We start from the raw sequence: 16,056 nt of genomic DNA, 5'->3' as shown, positions 1-16,056 counted from the left end.
GGTGCGACTCCAGGCGCCGATGACCCGAGTCCCCCCGGCCCGAGTCCCCCCGGCCCGAGTCCCCCCGGCCCGAGTCCCCCGGCCCAAGTCTCTCGGCTCAGGATGCCGCGGACCTCTCCGGCTCCCGTGCGGCCGTCTTCGATTCGTTGCGGGTGCGCTCGGCGCGCAGCTCCCGCTCGGCCATCAGCCAGAACTCGACCTCGAATCCCTCGGGGCGGTGGTTACGCTCCCAGATCTCGTGGGCGCGCTCGCGGATCCGCTCGAACGTGATCTCCTCATCGGACATCGTGCTTCCTGCTCCTTCGGTCTCGGTCACAGCGCGCCGCGTCGACGCTGGGCCAACGCTCCAGGGCGGGATTTGTCCCCGGATTCCCGCCGCCCGGCGGCTTTCCCACAGGCGGCCGGCGCCGGCAGCCGACGCCGTTTGACCTCCGCCCCGGAAACCGCCTAGCTTGAATGCGACGGTTCCTCTTTATCGAGGATCAAAAGGGAACGCGGTGAGGGCGCAAGCCCGAGGCCGCGGCTGCCCCCGCAACTGTAAGCGGCGAGCCCATCATCAACACGTCACTGGGTGCCTTTCGCACCTGGGAAGACGATGAGAGGGCGGTGACCCGCGAGCCAGGAGACCTGCCGTCAGTCGTGGTCACACGCGAAACGCATCGGGCGGGGTGTCCTGGTGGGTGTCGGGGCGGAGGCCGTGCGGCATCCGGGCCGGCCTCGTTCGCGGTGACGTGCCACTTCGCGCGACCCGTCGCGTCAGCCGTCCCGTCGATGTCCGTCCTCGCCCGCGCCTTCCGCTTGCCCACGCCCGATCCGGCCGCCCCGCGCGGTCCGGACCGGGCTGTGCCGCGAACGGACCCGCATCCGGCACCGCTCAGCGATTGTAACATTATAACATACGCTTTAGCGAGGACGGCTCGTCGGCCCCGGCCGATGCCCGCGCCCTGTCCCGGTTGTCCCATGCCCGTCGCCCAGCCCCGTCTCCTCACCGCGAACGCCCGATGCGCGCGGCCGGATCGAGCCCCGCCGTCCCGCCGGATCCCGAGATCCCCGCCGGTCCTGCCCCTGGCGGCCCTGCTCGGCGGCCTGCTGCCGATGCCCGCCGAGGCCCAGAGCCGGGAGGTCCCGTCCGCCGTCACCCTGGAGACCCTGGAGGTCTCCGGGTCCGGGCGGGGCGGCCCGGCCCCCGCCGAGGGCCTCAACCTGCGCACCGTCGGCCGCAGCGCCAGCCGTCTCGGCCTGACGCCCCTGGAAACCCCCGCCAGCGTCGATGTGATCGCGGGCGAGACCACCCGCCTGCGCGGCCAGAACACGGTCGCCGAGGCCGTCACCCAGAACGCCACCGGCATCACCACGGTGGCGTCGCCCGGCAACGGCAACGGCGCCTTCACGGCCCGGGGCTTCGCCGGCCCGAACTCGATCCAGCAGCTCTACGACGGCACCCGTCTGTTCGTCGGCGCCGGCACCGTGACCTTCCCGTTCGACACCTGGAACGTCGAGCGCATCGAGGTCCTGCGCGGCCCGGCCTCCGTGCTCTACGGCGACGGCGCCATCGGCGGCGTGGTCAACGTGGTGACCAAGAAGCCGGTCTTCACGCCCCTCAACGAGGCCCGCGCCGCAATCGGCTCGGACGGCCTCGCGCGCCTCGCCCTCGATTCCGGCGGCCCCATCGGCGAGGCCCTGGCCTACCGCCTCAACGTCAGCGGCAACCGCGCCGAGGGCTGGGTCTCGCCGGACGGGAGCTTCCGCAACCTCGCGGTCTCGGGCGCCCTGACCCTGCAGGCGACCCCGGACCTCGCCGTCACCCTGAGCCATGATTTCGGCTACCAGGAGCCGGCCCGCTACTGGGGCACGCCCCTGGTGAACGGGCGCATCCGCGACGCCATCCGGTTCAACAACTACAACGTCCGCGACGCGCAGATCCTCTGGACCGACAACTGGACGCAGCTGCGCACCGAATGGAGCCCGAGCGCCGACGTCACCATCCGCAACACCGCCTACCGGCTCCAGAGCCGGCGCCAGTGGCGGGACGTCGAGCAATACGCCTTCAACCGGGACACCGGGCGGATCGACCGCTCGGACTACATCGAGATCTATCACAGCCAGGAGCAGGTCGGGAACCGGCTCGACGCGACCGTCCGGGGCACCCTGTTCGGGCTCCGCAACGAATTCCTGGCCGGGTTCGACGTGAACCACATCGCCTTCCGGCACACCAACAACTTCGCCTCCGACGGGGGCGGGCTCGTCACGAGCGTCGACCCCTTCGCCTACGACCCCGGCCTGTTCCCGGCCGACGGCCGCGCCACCCCGGCCTACGCCACCAGCACGCGCCAGGCCTCGGTCTTCGCCGAGAACCGGCTGATCCTGTCCGACCAGGTCTCCCTGCTGGCGGGCGTGCGCTACGACGCGCCCGTCCTGCACCGGACCAACCTCGTCACCGGCGCCGCCTTCGACCAGGATTTCCGGGCACTGAGCTACCGCTTCGGCGCCGTCTACAACCCGACGCCGCTGCTGGCGCTCTACGCGCAATACGCCACCGCCACCGATCCCGTCGGCAGCCTGATCTCGCTCTCGCAGAGCCTCGCCAACTTCCGGCTCTCCACCGGCGAGCAGGTGGAGGTCGGCGCCAAGGGCGTGACCTGGGACGGCCGGGCCGAGTGGACGCTGGCCGGCTACCGCATCGTCAAGGACAACCTGATCTCGACGGTGCCGGGCCAGCCGACGCTCTCGACCCAGGTCGGCCGGCAATCCTCCATCGGCGTCGAGGCGGCCCTGAGCCTGCACCTCGCCGAGGCCTGGCGCGTCGACGCCAACCTGGCGCTGCTGCACGCCCAGTACGACGCCTTCGACCAGGCGGTCGGCGGCGCGGTGGTGTCCTATGCCGGGCGCCAGCCCATCGACGTGCCCGAGCGCGTCGGCAACCTCTGGGTCAACTGGACCTTCGCCCCGGCCTGGGAGGCGCGAATCGGCCTGCAGCACGTGGGCGAGACCTTCAGCGACTTCGGCAACCGGGCCCCGCGCCCGGCCTACACCCTGGTCAATGCCGGGCTCGACCATCAGGTCACCCCGGCGTCCCGGCTGTCCCTGCGCGCCTACAACCTGTTCGACACGGTCTACGCGATCAGCGGCAACGCCGTGAACGGGGTCGGCACCAACTGGCTGCTCGGCCGGCCGCGCTCCGTCGAGCTGGCCTACAGCGTGCGGTTCTGATGCGGCTCAAATCCCTGAAGCGCTGGCTGATCCTCGGCCATCGCTGGCTCGGCATCGCCACGGGGCTGTTCCTCGCCGCCTGGGTGCTGTCGGGACTGGTGATGCTCTACGTGGCCTTCCCGGCCCTGACCGAGGCCGAGCGCCTGTCCCGCCTCGCGCCGATCGCCTTCGACCGGGTCCGGCTCGGCCCAGACGAGGCCCTGGCCCGGGCCGGGCTCGACCCGGCCCCGGGCGGCCTCTCACTGTCCATGCGGGCCGGGGCGCCGGTCTATCAGGTCACCGCGCGCGACGGCGCCCGGCACACGCTCTCGGCCGAGACCGGGCAGGCCCTCGGCCCCCTCGACGCGGCGGCGGCCCGGGCCCCGTTCGGGCCGGGCGCCACCGTGCGGGCGGTGAGCCGCGACCAGTGGACGGTGCGGGACCGCTACGACCCGCTGCGCCCCTTCCACGTGGTGGCGCTGGGCGACGCGGCCGGCACCGAGCTCTACGTCTCGGCCCGCACCGGCGCCGTCGTCCTCGACACCACCCGCCGGGAGCGCCTGTGGAACTGGCTCGGGGCGATCCCGCACTGGTTCTACCCGACGCCCCTGCGGGCGCGGGGCGAGCTCTGGCGCGGCAGCGTGCTGTGGGTCTCGGGCATCGCCGGCGCCGGGGTGCTCAGCGGCCTCGTCCTGGGGATCTGGCGCCTGCGCCTGCGCCGGCCCTACGCCTCCGGGGCGGTGACGCCCTATCGCGGCCTCGGGCGCTGGCACCACCTCCTCGGCACCCTCGGGGGCCTGAGCCTCCTCACCTTCGTCGCCAGCGGCTGGCTCTCCATGAACCCGAACCACTGGTTCTCGCCCCGCACGCCCCCGGCGGCGCTGCGGGAGGCCTATGCCGGGCCGCCGGCCAAGTTCGACCGGGCGGCCCTCGAGCACCCGGCGCGGCCGGGAACCGTGGAGGTCCGCTTCACGCAGGTGGGCGGCCGGCCCGTGCTGGTGGCCGCCGAGGCGCGGGGCGGGCGGGTGGTGGCGCCGCCCCAACCCGAGGCGGCCCTTCGCGCGGCCGCCGCCCGCGCCCTGCCGGAGGCCCGCCTCGCCGGGGCCGAGACCCTGACCGCCTACGACGCCTACTGGTATGCCCACCACGACACCCGGCCGCTGCCGGTGCTGCGCCTGCGCTTGGACGACCCGGCGGCGACCTGGCTCCACATCGACCCCGAGACCGGCGCGCTCCTCGACCGCCTCGATGCCAGCGGCCGGCTCCAGCGCTGGCTGTTCGAGGCGCCGCACCGCCTGGACTTCGGAAACCTGTTCCAGGCCCGCCCGGCCTGGGACGCGGTGATGTGGCTCCTCAACGGCCTCGGCGCGACCATCGCCCTCTCGGGCGTGGTGCTGGGCTGGCGCCGCCTGCGGCGCCCGGCGCGGATGGGGTAGGGGGCCGCGGCGCCCGTCGCGCCCGGCGGTCCCCAGGGCCGGCGAGGCCCTGCGACGTCGCACGCTGCAACCCGAACGGGTCCGGCGACTTGACCGGCCGGGTGCGACGGCGCCCGCCAGGAGGGATGCCAGCCATGTCCGGAACCGAGATCCGCCTCGCCCTCGACGCGATCCCGATGGGGGGCATGGCGGAGGGCACGGCCGGCGACGACACGGTGTTGTTCGTGCGCGACGCCGCGGGCGTCCGCGCGTTCCAGGCCAGGTGCCCGCATCTCGGCGCGCCCCTCGCCAAGGGCGAGATCTGCGGCGGACGCCTCTACTGCCCCTGGCACAAGGCCGCCTTCGCCCTGGCCGACGGGAGCCTGGAGGAGCCGCCGGCCCTCGACGCCCTGACCCGCTACCCCGTCCGCCTCGAGGGCGCCGAGGCCGTCGCGACCCTGACGCCGGAGCCGGCGCCGACGCGGACGGCGTCCGCGCCCGTGGAAAGCGTGCTCGTCGTCGGCTCGGGCGCGGCGGCCGTCGCCTGCGTGAAGACCCTGCGCCGCGAGGGCTACGCGGGCCGCATCACCCTGGTCGGCCGCGAGGCGCACCCGCCCTACGACCGGACCAAGCTCTCGAAGCAGTTCCTGGCCAAGCCGACCCCGCCGGAAAAGGTGCGGATCGAGCCCGACTTCGCGCCGGCCAACGGGGTCGAGCGTGTCACCGCGGAGGTCACCCGGGTCGAACCCGCCCGGCGCGCCGTCACCCTGGCGGACGGCCGGACCCTGACGGCCGACGCGATCCTGGTGGCCACCGGGAGCCGGGCGGTGATGCCGGACTTCCCTGGCCAGGACCTCGACGGGGTCTTCACCCTGCGCAGCCTCGACGACGCGATCCGCCTGAGCGAGGCGGCGGCCGAGGCCAGATCCGTGGTCGTGGTGGGGGCCGGCTTCATCGGCCTGGAGGCCGCCGCGTTCCTCAACAAGCGCGGGCTGTCCGTCACCGTGCTGGCCCGCGAGGACATCCCCTTCGCCAAGCGCTTCGGCGCGGCGGTGGGCGCGGCGCTCCAGCGCTACCATGCGGGCAACGGCGTCGCCTTCGAGACCGGCTCCGTCGCCAAGATCGCCGGCACCGGCCGCGTCGAGGGCATCGAGACGCAGGACGGACGGCGCCTGCCCGCCGACATCGTCCTCGTCGGCGCGGGCGCCGCGCCGGAGACCGGCCTGATCGCGGGGGTCGCGCCCGACGAGAGCGGCGGCCTCCCGGTCGGCGGCGACCTCGAGCTCGCGGAGGGCGTCTGGATCGCGGGCGACATCGCCGCCTTTCCGGAGGTGGCGAGCGGCGAGACCGCGCGGATCGAGCATTGGCGCCTCGCGCAGCAGCACGGCACGCACGTGGCCCGGGCCATGCTCGGCCGGGACGCCGCCTTCGCGGGCGTGCCGTTCTTCTGGAGCAACCAGGGCGACAAGCGGCTCGATTACGGCGGCTACGCCAAGGGTTTCGACCGGATCATCCTGCAGGGCGACCCCGCCGCCCTCGAGTTCATCGCCTATTACGTCACGGGCGACCGGGTGACCGCCGCCTGCAGCATCGGCCGCAACAGCGCCTTCACCGCCTTCCTGCACCTCCTCGGCCTCGGACGCCTGCCCCCGGCGGCCGCGATCGAGGCCGGGGCGGACCTGCCCGCCCTCGCGCGCGCGCCCGGCTAGGGGCGGGACGCTGGCGTTCGGGGGTGTCCCTGAACGTCGGCGCGGTGTGGGTCGGTGACGGGCGGCTCGCAGAACGTCGAGGCGTTGACGTCGGACGTTCGCGGGAGCGGCGACGACCAGCGCCACCCTCGTCCGCCTCGACGAGCGATCCGTGCCGAGGCCTTCGCCGCGAGGCTATCCCGATCGTTGCATGAAGAAGGCGACCGCCGCGTTGAGCGCTTCGGGCAGGACGGTCATGTGGGTTCGGCCTGGAATCAGGCCGAAGGTGCTGGTCAGGCCCGAGATCCGGCTCAACCGCTCCGTCATTTCACGGGTGAGTCCGACGGTGCGGGTCGAGGCGAGGCGGGCGCGGCGCGCCTCACGATCCGGAGCGTCCCGTTGGAACGGGGCGAGTGCTTCCTCGTAGGCACCTGCCAGCAGAAGCACGTGCGCGCCGTTCGGGGGGGCCCTCTCCAAGTCCGCGACGCTTCCGAGCAGCACAGCGTCTTCCCAGTAGATGGATGGGCTGGCGGCGATCCAGTGTGAGAAGGCCGCGGGCGCCCGCGTGAGGGCGTAGAGGACGAACAGCCCACCGAACGAGTGTCCGAACACCGCTTGCCGCGAAGGGTCGACCCGACAGCGCCGCGCGATCGCAGGCCGGAGGTCGTCCAGGACGAAGCGTAGAAACGCGTCGGCGCCGCCCGTCCGGATCGCGGGACCGCCGGGCTTCGACGGCGCGTAGGACCGTCCGGGCGGTGGCGTATAGTCCCAGGACCGACGCAGGCCATCGTAGGGCTCGTCCCCGGGATAGCCGATGCCGACGACGACGAAGCGCGTCCCGATACCCGTGGCGTCCGGATAGGGCGCCTGCACGCGCTCGATATCGATCGCCGTGGCCGTCACCGCGTTGCCGTCCAGCAGGTACAGAACGGGCCAACCGTCCGCGGGCACCTCGCCGGGCGGAACGTAGAGCGTGATCCGCCACGGCGCCCGCTCGCCGTGGCCGCCAAGATCGAAGGCGACCGCGCCGGTGAGCCGGGCCGGCTCGTCTGCAGCACCGCTGGCCAAGCTCGGCCTCAGCATCAGCCAGGCGGCCGACAGCGCCGCCAGGCCGCGCCGCGAGAGACCTGTCCTCATCGGACCCGGCTCGCGATGGCCTCGACGGATGCGGAGAGGGACGCCACGGTTCCGAGGACGCCGTCTACCATCGGTAGATCAGGCTGCCGATGACCGTTGCGGGCGCGCCGCGATAGCAGAATCCCGCCTGACAGGTGAAGTAGTCTCGATCGAAGACGTTGTTGGCGTTGATCTGGGCGCGAAAGCCTTTGTAAGCCGGATCGATGGCCGCAAAGTCGTAGGCCACCAGCGCATCGAACAGCGTGACGGTCGGGTTGCGGACGGTGTTCTCGTCGTTGGCAAAGCTGTTGGCGTTGAAGCGGATACCGCCGCCGACGGTCAGACCGCGCAGAGCCGAGCCCGGCGGGAACAGGTAGCTCAGGAACCCGGTGAACGTGTCTCCCGGAATGCCCGAGAGCGCGTTGCCGTCCAGGACCTGGCCCGCGAACGAGGTCTGACTGAGATACCGCAGATTGAGATGCGTATAGGCGAGCGTCAGGTTCGTTCCGGGTGCGAAGTTGGCGATGGCCTCCATCTCGAAGCCGCGGGACTCGACGGCGCCGGTCGCCACCTGAAAGGCGACGTTGTTCGGGTCCGTGCGCAGGACGCTGCTCTGAACGATATCGAACCCGGCGAACCCCGCCTGGATGTTCGTGCCGGGGATCAGGTATTTGACGCCGGCCTCGATCTGGTCCCCCGTCGCCGGTCGGAAGGCGCGCCCGGCCGCATCGACGCCCGGCTGCGGCGCGAAGGTGGTGGCGTAGCTGGCATAGGGGACCAGTCCAGGGGCCAGGAGATAGTTGAGACCGACCCGGCCCGTGAAGGCCTGGTCGTTCTGCTGGGTCGCGGCAGCGGGGGCGCTGGTCGTGCTCTGAGACACCCAGTCGTAGCGTCCGGTCAGGGTGAGGACGAAGCGGTCGAACTTGGCCTGCTCCTGCAGGTACAGCCCGACCTGATCCTGGCTCTGCGCGGTGCGCGGGCCGAGCAGCGGTGCGAGGATCGGCTGCTGGCCGTAATTGCGCGTGACGAGATTGAGGTCGGGAGCCGCGCCGAAGCCGAAGCGATAGTTGAAATCCGAATGCGCGTAGTCGAGACCCGCCACCAGCGTATGCGCGACCGGCCCCGTGGTGACATGCGCCTCGATCTGGTTGTCGAGCGTGATCTGGCTGAGGAACTGCCGCGAGTATCCCGTCGACCGGCTGGCGCTCAGGCCGTCGGGGCTGAGCGCGGCGATCGACGCGTAGCGATAGTCGTTGCTGATGTCGTAGAAACGGAAGTTCTGCCGGAAGACCAGATCCCCGTCGAAGCGGTGCTCGAACGCGTAGCCGACCCGCCCCTGCTGCTGCCTGAAGTCGTTGAAGGCCGGATCGCCCGAGTAGATCCGGGTCGGGCGCAGGTTCTGGTTGAAGTACGTCGTGCTGCCCGGAAGCTTGGTCTCCTGATACTCGCTCAGGAACGTGAAGGTGGTGTCGGCGGACGGCTTCCAGGTGAAGGACGGCGCGATGTAGCTCCGGTCGTCCGAGCCGCCGGGGATGAAGGTGTCTGACTGCCGCCGGATTCCGGTGACGCGGTACGCGAGCGTGCCGCCCGTACCCTCGACCGGACCACCGATGTCGAAATTGCCCTGGTAGCGGTCGAAGTTGCCGACCTGCATCTGGACCTCGCCGAAGGGCGTGAAGACCGGCCGCTTCGTGGTGACGTCGAGGATGCCGCCGGGCGAGCCGAGCCCATAGAGTCCGGACGCCGGTCCGCGCAGGATCGTGGCCGCCTCGATGCCGTAGGGCTCGATGCGCGGCACCGTCAGGCCGGCCGCGACCTGGCGCAGGCCGTCCCGGTAGATACCGTCGTAGGTCAGGCTGAAGCCGCGAACGAAGAACGAGTCGAAGCGCGGATCGAAGCCGAAGACGTTCGACGAGACGCCGGCCACATAGCCGATGGCCTCGTTCAGGGTCTGGACGTTGCGATCGTTGAGCGCCTCGCGGGTGAGCACCGTGACCGATTGCGGGGTTTCGAGCAGGGGCGTGTTGGTTTTGGTCGCCGTGGGGCTGACTCGGGCGGTGTAGCCGGTGACGCCGGACGGGCCTCCGCCGCCGCCGCTGGTCGCCGCCGTCCCACCATCACCGCCGCTGAGATTCACGCCGCTCCCGGCCGCCGGCCCAGGCGAAGCCCCCTCGACGGAGAGCTGGTCGAGCCGAACGCTGCGTTCCTGAGCCGTCGCGGCTCCGGTGAGTGCCGTTGTGGCGAGCAGCAGAGCAAGGAGGGAAGAGCGATGAGACATGGGGCACGCTGGCAGGCGCCTCGAACGGCGCAGTATCGTACTCATCGCGAGATACGACCCGCATGGCAAGTTGAAACCGTGCTATTTATCCCACATTTAGAGCACTTCAAATCTGAAGTCGTTCTAATCTAGCCCTGTATAGCATCGGACGATGAAATTTTACATCGCCCCATCATCACTGTCCTTCCTGGATACCTCCATCGATCTTGAGGCATCGCCGCACGTCAATGAAATGACCGATCGGAACGCTGAAGTCGGGTCGATGACGGAACGCCTCCTTCAGGACGAAGGGGCTCGGCCCGCAGGCACCAGCCGAGGTTGCCGGACAGCCGCGAAGGGCCGCTTTCGGGCATCGGCAACGGCTGTCGGCAGGGCCCACGGGACGGACAAACTCCGAAACGCGCGGTCGCCCGAGGCCGCGCGGCACCGGCCTCGACCGCACCCGTCTCACCGACCCACGGGCTGGCGCGGGTTCTCGCCGCCGCTGCGTTTCGGGCCTTCATTCCGCGAGGCCGGCTCGGTCCGGCGCGCGGATCTCGGTGTCGCGGCTGAGGGCGGCCGCCTCGGTCATCGCCGCGCGGCCCTGGCGCAGGGCGGCCTCCGCATCGGGCAGGGAATAGGGGGCGCTGCGCACCATCTGGTCCGCCTCCCGGACCGTCCAGCGGTACCGGGTGGCGTCCTCGGGGCAGGGCTCAACGTCCAGGGTGAGGAGACCCATCGCTTCGCGTGGCATCGTGACCTCCTGCGGTGCCGGGTTCAGGGGCTTCGGCGGAGGGCGGACAGTCGGGGAAGTCCATCCAGTCCGTGAAGGCCTCGGCCGGGTAGCTGTGCTGGCAGGAGGCGACGTGCCAGGGCCGGGGATCGCCGAGGCCCGCCGGGTCCCAGCGGATCACCGCCCGCCGGTCCGGATCGGACCGGTGGATCGCGATGATCCAGCGTCCGTCATGCGGGGCCCGGTCCATCGCCCTCCAGGTACGCATCCTGCCCTCCCCCTCCGAGGCAACAGGAACGCGCGAACCCGCCGAACCGTTCGGCACAATCCTTCCGGTCGGCCCCGGCGCTGCGGCCGGGGCCGGCCTTCGGAGCGCCGGCCTCAGAGGACCGGCATCGCCCCGGCCACGGTGACGAGGGCGCCGGAGGTGTAGCTGCTCTCGGCCGAGGCCAGCATCACGTAGGCGGAAGCGAGCTCCGCCGGCTGGCCCGGGCGCCCGAACGGGACCTGGCTGCCGAAGGACTTCACCGAATCCTCGCTCATCCCCGCGGGGATGAAGGGCGTCCAGATCGGTCCCGGCAGCACGCCGTTCACCCGGATGCCCTTCTCGGCCAGGAGTTGCGCCAGGCTCAGGACCATGTTGCTGAGCGCCCCCTTGGTGGCGCTGTAGGCCATCAGCGAGGGCATCGGGTGCTTGGAGTTCACCGAGGAGGTGAAGATCACCGAGGCGCCGGGCTTCAGGTGGGGCAGGGCGGCCTTGGTCACGTAGAACGGCCCGAACACGTTGGTGCGGAAATGGTCCTCGAAGACCGCGTCCTCGATGGCGTCGAGTCCCTGGTTCGGCTGCTGGAAGGCGCCGTTGTTCACGAGCACGTCGAGGCGGCCGAAGGTGGCGACGGTGCGCTCCACCAGAGCGCGGCCATGGGCCGGGTCCCTCAGGTCGCCCGGCAGCAGGAGGGCGCGCCGGCCGGCCTTCTCGACCCAGCCGGCCACCGCCTCGGCATCCGCCTGCTCCTCGGGCAGGTAGGCGATCGCCACGTCGGCCCCCTCGCGGGCGAAGGCGATCGCCACCGCCCGGCCGATCCCGGAATCGCCGCCGGTGATCAGCGCGGCCTGGCCCGTCAGCCTGCCCGAGCCGCGGTAGCTCGCTTCGCCGTGATCCGGCTCGGGCACCATCTTGCCGGTCCTGCCGGGGAAGCTCTGCGGCTGGCCCTCGAAGGGCGGGCGGGGATAGGTCGTCAGGGGGTTGTCGGTCACGCGGCGTCTCCGTTGGAATGCCGCGTCAACCGGGGGCCGCGTCGCCGCGTTCCCGGTGCGCGATGCCGCGCGACCTCGACACGATCACGCCGGTATACCGCGCGTCGCGAGGCCGGCGACGGCGTCCCGCCCGAGCGCGACCCGGTGGTCGACCGCCTCGGCCGCGAGCCCGACCAGCGCCCCGGCGGCCACGTCCGCCGGGAAGTGCGCGCCGCGCAGGACCTGGACCGCCACGACTCCGAGGGCCGCCGCGCTCGCGACACCCCGGACCTCGGGATAGGCCCGGCCGGCGGCCGTCGCCACCGCGACGCTCAGGGCCGAGTGTCCCGACGGAAACGACTGCCACGGCCCGACATTCGGCCCGAACCAGCCCTTCCGGTAGAGGCCCTCGTCCATCAGCACGTTGGGCCGGGTCCGATGCACGACCCGCTTCACCGTCGTCTTGGTGGCCGCCGCCAGGATTCCGGCGACGAGCATGTGCCGCCCGGCCTCGGCGAGACGCGGGTCCCGCCGCATCACGCCGAGCGCCAGGGTGCCGGTGGAGAGGGCGAGCAGCCACTTCCAGCCACCCGCCTCGCTCGCCGCCGCCAGCGCCCGCACCCGGCGGGTGTCCTTGGCCCGGGCGAGCGACACGCCGACGCGGATGTCCGCGGCCTCGAAGCGTCGGGCCATCCCGACCGATCCATCGCGCATCACACCGTCCGCCATCCCCGAGAAGCACGGCCGTAAACGCGGACCCTGGCGGATCGTTCGCGGCGCCTCTCGTCGGCCTCCCGGTGGCGATGGTCCGGTCGTCGTCGAGGCAGGCGAGGCCCGGCACCAGCGGCGCGGATCCTGCGGACGATCCCGGCGAATCTGCCGGATTCCCACGACGCCGGCCATGATCCCGTCACCTTCGCATCGGATGGCGAGCATCACGTGACAAGCGCTTGCCGTCCTGCGGACGAGGGCGGGTCGCCACGGGGCGAGCGCATGAGGGTTGTTGGAAGCATGACGAATCGATCCACCATCGCGGGCGCCGCGCGCCGGCTGGCGCCCCTGGCCGGCCTCGCCGCCGCCCTTCTGCCTGGTCTCGCAATGGCCGCCGCTCCCAACGACGCCAGCGGCACCTGGCTGACCGAGGATGGGCGCGCTCGCATCCGCACCGAGAAGTGCGGCCCGCAGAACACCAACCTGTGCGGCTACGTGGTCTGGCTGAAGGTGCCCCTGAACGACCAGGGCCAGCCCCGGATCGATTTCAAGAACCCCGATCCGAAGAAACAGTCCCGTCCCTCCCTCGGCCTCCAGCTGATCATGGGCCTGAAGCCGCAGCCGGACGGCCATTACGGCGGCAAGATCTACAACGCCGACGAGGGCAAGTTCTACGACGTGACGATGTGGTCGGATCAGCCGACGGAACTGTCGGTGCGCGGCTGCCTCCTCGGCTTCCTCTGCGGATCGCAGACCTGGAACCGGGTGAACGACGTGGTGCCGGGCCAGCTCACCGGCCCGACCAACGGCCCGGGCGGCCCGCGCGCCGATGCGGAATGGGCGCCCAAGGCGCCGACAACCGCCGGAGCGGGTGCGCCCGCCGCGACCGGTACGTCCAAGGCGCCGGCGCCGAAGCCGGCGGCCAAGCCGGGTGCCGCTCCGGCGGCGGCGCCTGCCGAGTAGGCCAGCGCCGCATCGCGCAAGGGGTTACGAAGCGCCGCCGTCCCGCCTCGGGCCGGCGGCGCTTCGCGTTTCGGAGGGCCTTCAATCCACCAGGGCCGCGTAGGTGAGCACCCGCAGCTCGCGCCGGAGCGGCAGGGCCGAGGAGGGGATGAGCTGCGTCAGCAGCACCACCGCGAGGTCCTCGGCCGGATCGACCCAGAAGGCGGTGCTGGCAAGTCCGCCCCAGGCCACCTCGCCCGGCGTACCGACGATCTGGGCGCGGGCCGGATCGAGCATCACCGAGAAGCCGAGGCCGAAGCCGATGCCCGTATAGGCGGTCTCGGAGAAGCGCGGCTGGCCCATCGCCGCCAAGTCCCCTTCGAGGTGGTTCATCAGCATGAGGTCGACGGTCTTGCGCCCGAGGAGGCGGGTGCCATCGAGCTCGCCGCGCCCGAGCAGGAAACGGCAGAAGCGCATGTAGTCGGAAGCCGTCGAGACGAGGCCGCCACCACCCGAGGCCAGAGCCGGCGGGCGGGCGAAGCGGCTGTCCACCGCATCGTCGTAGAGCTTCAGGGTGCGCTCCCGGAACAGGCTGTAGTTCGCGGCCAGGCGCGGCAGCTTGTCGGCGGGCACGTAGAAATCGGTATCGACCATGCCGAGGGGTTCGATCACCCGCCGGCGCAGGAAATCCGCGAAGTCCTGGCCCGAGACCACCGCCACGAGGTGGCCGAGGACGTCGGTGGCGTTGGAGTAGTTCCACTCCGTGCCGGGCTGGGCGAGAAGGGGTTGCCGGGCGAGGCGCCCCACCACCTCGGCGAGGCTCGCCTCCTGGGCCTCCCCGAAATCGACGCCGTTCTGACGGTAGAGGGCGTCGACCAGGGTCGCCTCCATGAAGCCGTAGGTCAGGCCGGAGGTGTGGGTCAGGAGGTCCCGGATCGTGATCGGGCGCCGGGCGGGCTCGCTGTCGAACTTCGCCCGGTTGCCGCCGGTGAGGACCCGCATGTCGGAAAACTCCGGCAGGAAGCGGGTGATCGGGTCGTCGAGCTGGAAGCGCCCCTCCTCGTAGAGCATCATCACCGCCACCGAGGTCAGCGGCTTCGTCATCGAGTAGATGCGCGCGATGGTTTCGGGCGCGAAGGGCGTGTCGCGGGCGATGTCGGCGCGGCCATGGGCGCGGAAGAACGCGGTTGTCCCGCCGCGGGCCAGCATCACCGAGAGCCCGGCGACCTTGCCGTCATCGACGAGGCGGCGCATCCAGCTGTCGATCCGCTCAAGGCGGTCCGGGCACAGCCCGAGGGCCCGCGGCTCGCTTGCGATCTCACCGTGCATCAAACCTGCTCCGCTCCGGCCCTTCGTCCCGCCGATCGCCCCGGCATAGCGGCGCTGCCGGACGACGCAAACCCCGGCGTGCGCCAGCGCGCAGACACGATCCACGGCATACCCCCATCCCGCCTTGCAGGCTGCCCGGCGCCTCCAGGCCGGCGCGCGCGGGTTCCGAGGCCTCCCCGTGCGCCCGAGCGGAAAGCTTTGCGCGCGGACCGTGCTCCGGTCCATGGAACAGCCATGATCCACCTGATCTTCAGCCTGCCCTGCCTCTATGTCGTTGCCCGGGGCCTCTGGCCGCTGCCCTGGCCACTTCCCCTCAAGCTCAGTCTCGCCGTGATCCTGCTGGTCGCCTCACAGTACCACCTGTGGAGCCGCCTCTCCTCCGGGTCCGTCTTCTCGCCCGAGTTCCCGCGGCCCGTGATCATGCTGTTCAGCGGGGCATTCGGCGCGATCATCCTGCTGACCCTTCTGCTGTTCGCGTTCGATGCCGCGGCCCTGGCCTCCCTGGCCCTGCCCGGCGGGGGTTGGGAGGTTCCCACCGCGTGGCGCATCGGGGCCGCCTTGGCGGTCGCGCTGCTGGCGGGGATCGCGGTCCAGCAGGCCGTGCGCGTGCCGCCCCTGAAGGACGTCGCAGTCGCGGTCGGGGACCTGCCGCCCGCCTTCGAGGGCTATACGATCCTGCACCTCACCGACCTGCACATCAGTCGCCTGTTCCCCGCAAAGTGGACGCAGGCGGTCGTCGTGCGCGCCAACCGGCTCGGCACGGACGTGATCCTCGTCACGGGGGATTTCATCGACGGCTCCTTCGCGGCGCGGCGGGCCGACGTCGAACCGCTGCGCGCCCTGTCGGCGCGGGACGGCGTCTGGGCCATCCCGGGCAACCACGAATACTTCTTCGACGTCGATGCCTGGATGCGCCACTTCGCCGACATGGGGATGCACATCCTCGCCAATGCCCATGCCGTCGTGAGGCGGGGCGGTGCCGCGCTCGTGCTGGCGGGGGTCACCGACCGCTCGGCGCCCGCCACCGGCCATCCGGGTCCCGACCTGGACGCTGCCCTGGCCGGCGCGCCCGCGGACGCGCCGATCGTGCTGCTCGATCACCAGCCGGCGAATGCCGCCCGGGCCGCCGCGCGCGGCGTGGCGCTGCAGCTGTCCGGCCATACCCACGGCGGCATGATCGTCGGGCTGGACCGGCTGGTGGCACGCGGCAACAACGGGTTCGTCTCCGGCGCCTACCGGGTCGGCGCCATGACCCTCTACGTCAACAACGGGACCGGCCTGTGGGCCGGCTTCGCGCTCCGGCTCGGCCGCCCGTCCGAACTGACCCGCATCACCCTGCGCCGCGCCACTTGATGGAGAGGGCACCCATACCCGGTGCCACCGCGTCGTTCGGCGGGATTTCGGACCGAGGGCCAGGGCCGGTGCGGTCCGGTCCACGCC

Annotated in this window: 12 protein-coding genes and 1 riboswitch; of the genes, 5 read left to right on the top strand and 7 right to left on the bottom strand. The window is 71.7% G+C overall.

The window, feature by feature from the left end; genetic code table 11:
• Positions 1-97: 97 nt before the first annotated feature.
• Positions 98-286 carry a DUF2934 domain-containing protein gene (locus ASF49_RS06175; protein WP_056469407.1) on the bottom strand — a complete coding sequence of 63 codons (189 nt, stop codon included), beginning with the start codon at positions 284-286 and terminating at the stop codon, positions 98-100.
• A 159-nt stretch (positions 287-445) separates the two neighbouring features.
• Positions 446-649, top strand: a riboswitch (cobalamin riboswitch).
• A 446-nt stretch (positions 650-1,095) separates the two neighbouring features.
• Here ASF49_RS06175 and ASF49_RS06170 point away from each other — a divergent pair.
• From ASF49_RS06170 to ASF49_RS06160, 3 genes are all read left to right on the top strand, one after another.
• A complete protein-coding gene (locus ASF49_RS06170; protein WP_243214853.1) occupies positions 1,096-3,210 on the top strand; it encodes a TonB-dependent receptor in 2,115 nt (704 codons plus the stop codon).
• Entirely contained in the window at positions 3,210-4,625 is a 1,416-nt protein-coding gene (locus ASF49_RS06165; RefSeq protein WP_056469403.1) for a peptidase, read from the top strand. Before ASF49_RS06170 ends, ASF49_RS06165 begins: the two co-directional genes overlap by 1 nt.
• 134 nt (positions 4,626-4,759) lie before the next feature.
• Entirely contained in the window at positions 4,760-6,313 is a 1,554-nt protein-coding gene (locus ASF49_RS06160) for an FAD-dependent oxidoreductase (RefSeq protein WP_056469401.1), read from the top strand.
• 174 nt (positions 6,314-6,487) lie between these two features.
• On the opposite strand, the gene ASF49_RS06155 is transcribed toward ASF49_RS06160, so the two are convergent.
• The 5 genes from ASF49_RS06155 to ASF49_RS06135 all read right to left on the bottom strand — a co-directional run bounded on the left by ASF49_RS06155 (position 6,488) and on the right by ASF49_RS06135 (position 12,327).
• Positions 6,488-7,375 (bottom strand): alpha/beta hydrolase, encoded by an 888-nt coding sequence (locus ASF49_RS06155; protein ID WP_056469567.1) that lies wholly within the window; start codon positions 7,373-7,375, stop codon positions 6,488-6,490.
• A gap of 118 nt (positions 7,376-7,493) precedes the next feature.
• Entirely contained in the window at positions 7,494-9,686 is a 2,193-nt protein-coding gene (locus ASF49_RS06150) for a TonB-dependent siderophore receptor (protein ID WP_056469399.1), read from the bottom strand.
• A 499-nt stretch (positions 9,687-10,185) separates the two neighbouring features.
• Positions 10,186-10,419: a hypothetical protein gene (locus tag ASF49_RS06145; RefSeq protein ID WP_156652883.1), complete on the bottom strand. Its 234-nt coding sequence runs from the start codon at positions 10,417-10,419 to the stop codon at positions 10,186-10,188.
• A 360-nt stretch (positions 10,420-10,779) separates the two neighbouring features.
• Complete coding sequence (locus tag ASF49_RS06140) at positions 10,780-11,655, bottom strand: SDR family oxidoreductase (protein ID WP_056469394.1); 876 nt, start codon at positions 11,653-11,655, stop codon at positions 10,780-10,782.
• An 84-nt stretch (positions 11,656-11,739) separates the two neighbouring features.
• Positions 11,740-12,327 carry a phosphatase PAP2 family protein gene (locus tag ASF49_RS06135; RefSeq protein WP_082510915.1) on the bottom strand — a complete coding sequence of 196 codons (588 nt, stop codon included), beginning with the start codon at positions 12,325-12,327 and terminating at the stop codon, positions 11,740-11,742.
• A gap of 318 nt (positions 12,328-12,645) precedes the next feature.
• Between ASF49_RS06135 and ASF49_RS06130 the strand changes: the two genes are divergently transcribed.
• On the top strand, positions 12,646-13,308 hold the full coding sequence (locus ASF49_RS06130; RefSeq protein ID WP_056469388.1) for a DUF2147 domain-containing protein: 663 nt from the start codon (positions 12,646-12,648) through the stop codon (positions 13,306-13,308).
• Between the two features lie 81 nt (positions 13,309-13,389).
• Here the strand turns inward: ASF49_RS06130 and ASF49_RS06125 are convergent, their stop codons facing one another.
• Positions 13,390-14,616 carry a serine hydrolase domain-containing protein gene (locus tag ASF49_RS06125; RefSeq protein ID WP_056469385.1) on the bottom strand — a complete coding sequence of 409 codons (1,227 nt, stop codon included), beginning with the start codon at positions 14,614-14,616 and terminating at the stop codon, positions 13,390-13,392.
• A 234-nt stretch (positions 14,617-14,850) separates the two neighbouring features.
• Here ASF49_RS06125 and ASF49_RS06120 point away from each other — a divergent pair, with 234 nt between their 5' ends.
• Positions 14,851-15,969 (top strand): metallophosphoesterase, encoded by a 1,119-nt coding sequence (locus ASF49_RS06120; RefSeq protein ID WP_056469382.1) that lies wholly within the window; start codon positions 14,851-14,853, stop codon positions 15,967-15,969.
• Positions 15,970-16,056 lie beyond the last annotated feature (87 nt).

The organism is Methylobacterium sp. Leaf104, from assembly GCF_001422885.1.
GTDB lineage: Bacteria > Pseudomonadota > Alphaproteobacteria > Rhizobiales > Beijerinckiaceae > Methylobacterium.
The sequence above is the reverse complement of the archived record's forward strand: the minus strand, read 5'-3'. Positions and strand labels throughout refer to the sequence as shown.

Bases quoted from the DNA above. Each gene is read 5' to 3' on its own strand.
- ASF49_RS06125 (WP_056469385.1), bottom strand. From the start codon at position 14,616: ATGCACGGTGAGATCGCAAGCGAGCCGCGGGCCCTCGGGCTGTGCCCG.
- ASF49_RS06130 (WP_056469388.1), top strand. From the start codon at position 12,646: ATGACGAATCGATCCACCATCGCGGGCGCCGCGCGCCGGCTGGCGCCC.
- ASF49_RS06170 (WP_243214853.1), top strand. From the start codon at position 1,096: ATGCCCGCCGAGGCCCAGAGCCGGGAGGTCCCGTCCGCCGTCACCCTG.
- ASF49_RS06145 (WP_156652883.1), bottom strand. From the start codon at position 10,419: ATGCCACGCGAAGCGATGGGTCTCCTCACCCTGGACGTTGAGCCCTGC.
- ASF49_RS06165 (WP_056469403.1), top strand. From the start codon at position 3,210: ATGCGGCTCAAATCCCTGAAGCGCTGGCTGATCCTCGGCCATCGCTGG.
- ASF49_RS06135 (WP_082510915.1), bottom strand. From the start codon at position 12,327: ATGGCCCGACGCTTCGAGGCCGCGGACATCCGCGTCGGCGTGTCGCTC.
- ASF49_RS06160 (WP_056469401.1), top strand. From the start codon at position 4,760: ATGTCCGGAACCGAGATCCGCCTCGCCCTCGACGCGATCCCGATGGGG.
- ASF49_RS06155 (WP_056469567.1), bottom strand. From the start codon at position 7,375: ATGCTGAGGCCGAGCTTGGCCAGCGGTGCTGCAGACGAGCCGGCCCGG.
- ASF49_RS06150 (WP_056469399.1), bottom strand. From the start codon at position 9,686: ATGTCTCATCGCTCTTCCCTCCTTGCTCTGCTGCTCGCCACAACGGCA.
- ASF49_RS06120 (WP_056469382.1), top strand. From the start codon at position 14,851: ATGATCCACCTGATCTTCAGCCTGCCCTGCCTCTATGTCGTTGCCCGG.
- ASF49_RS06175 (WP_056469407.1), bottom strand. From the start codon at position 286: ATGTCCGATGAGGAGATCACGTTCGAGCGGATCCGCGAGCGCGCCCAC.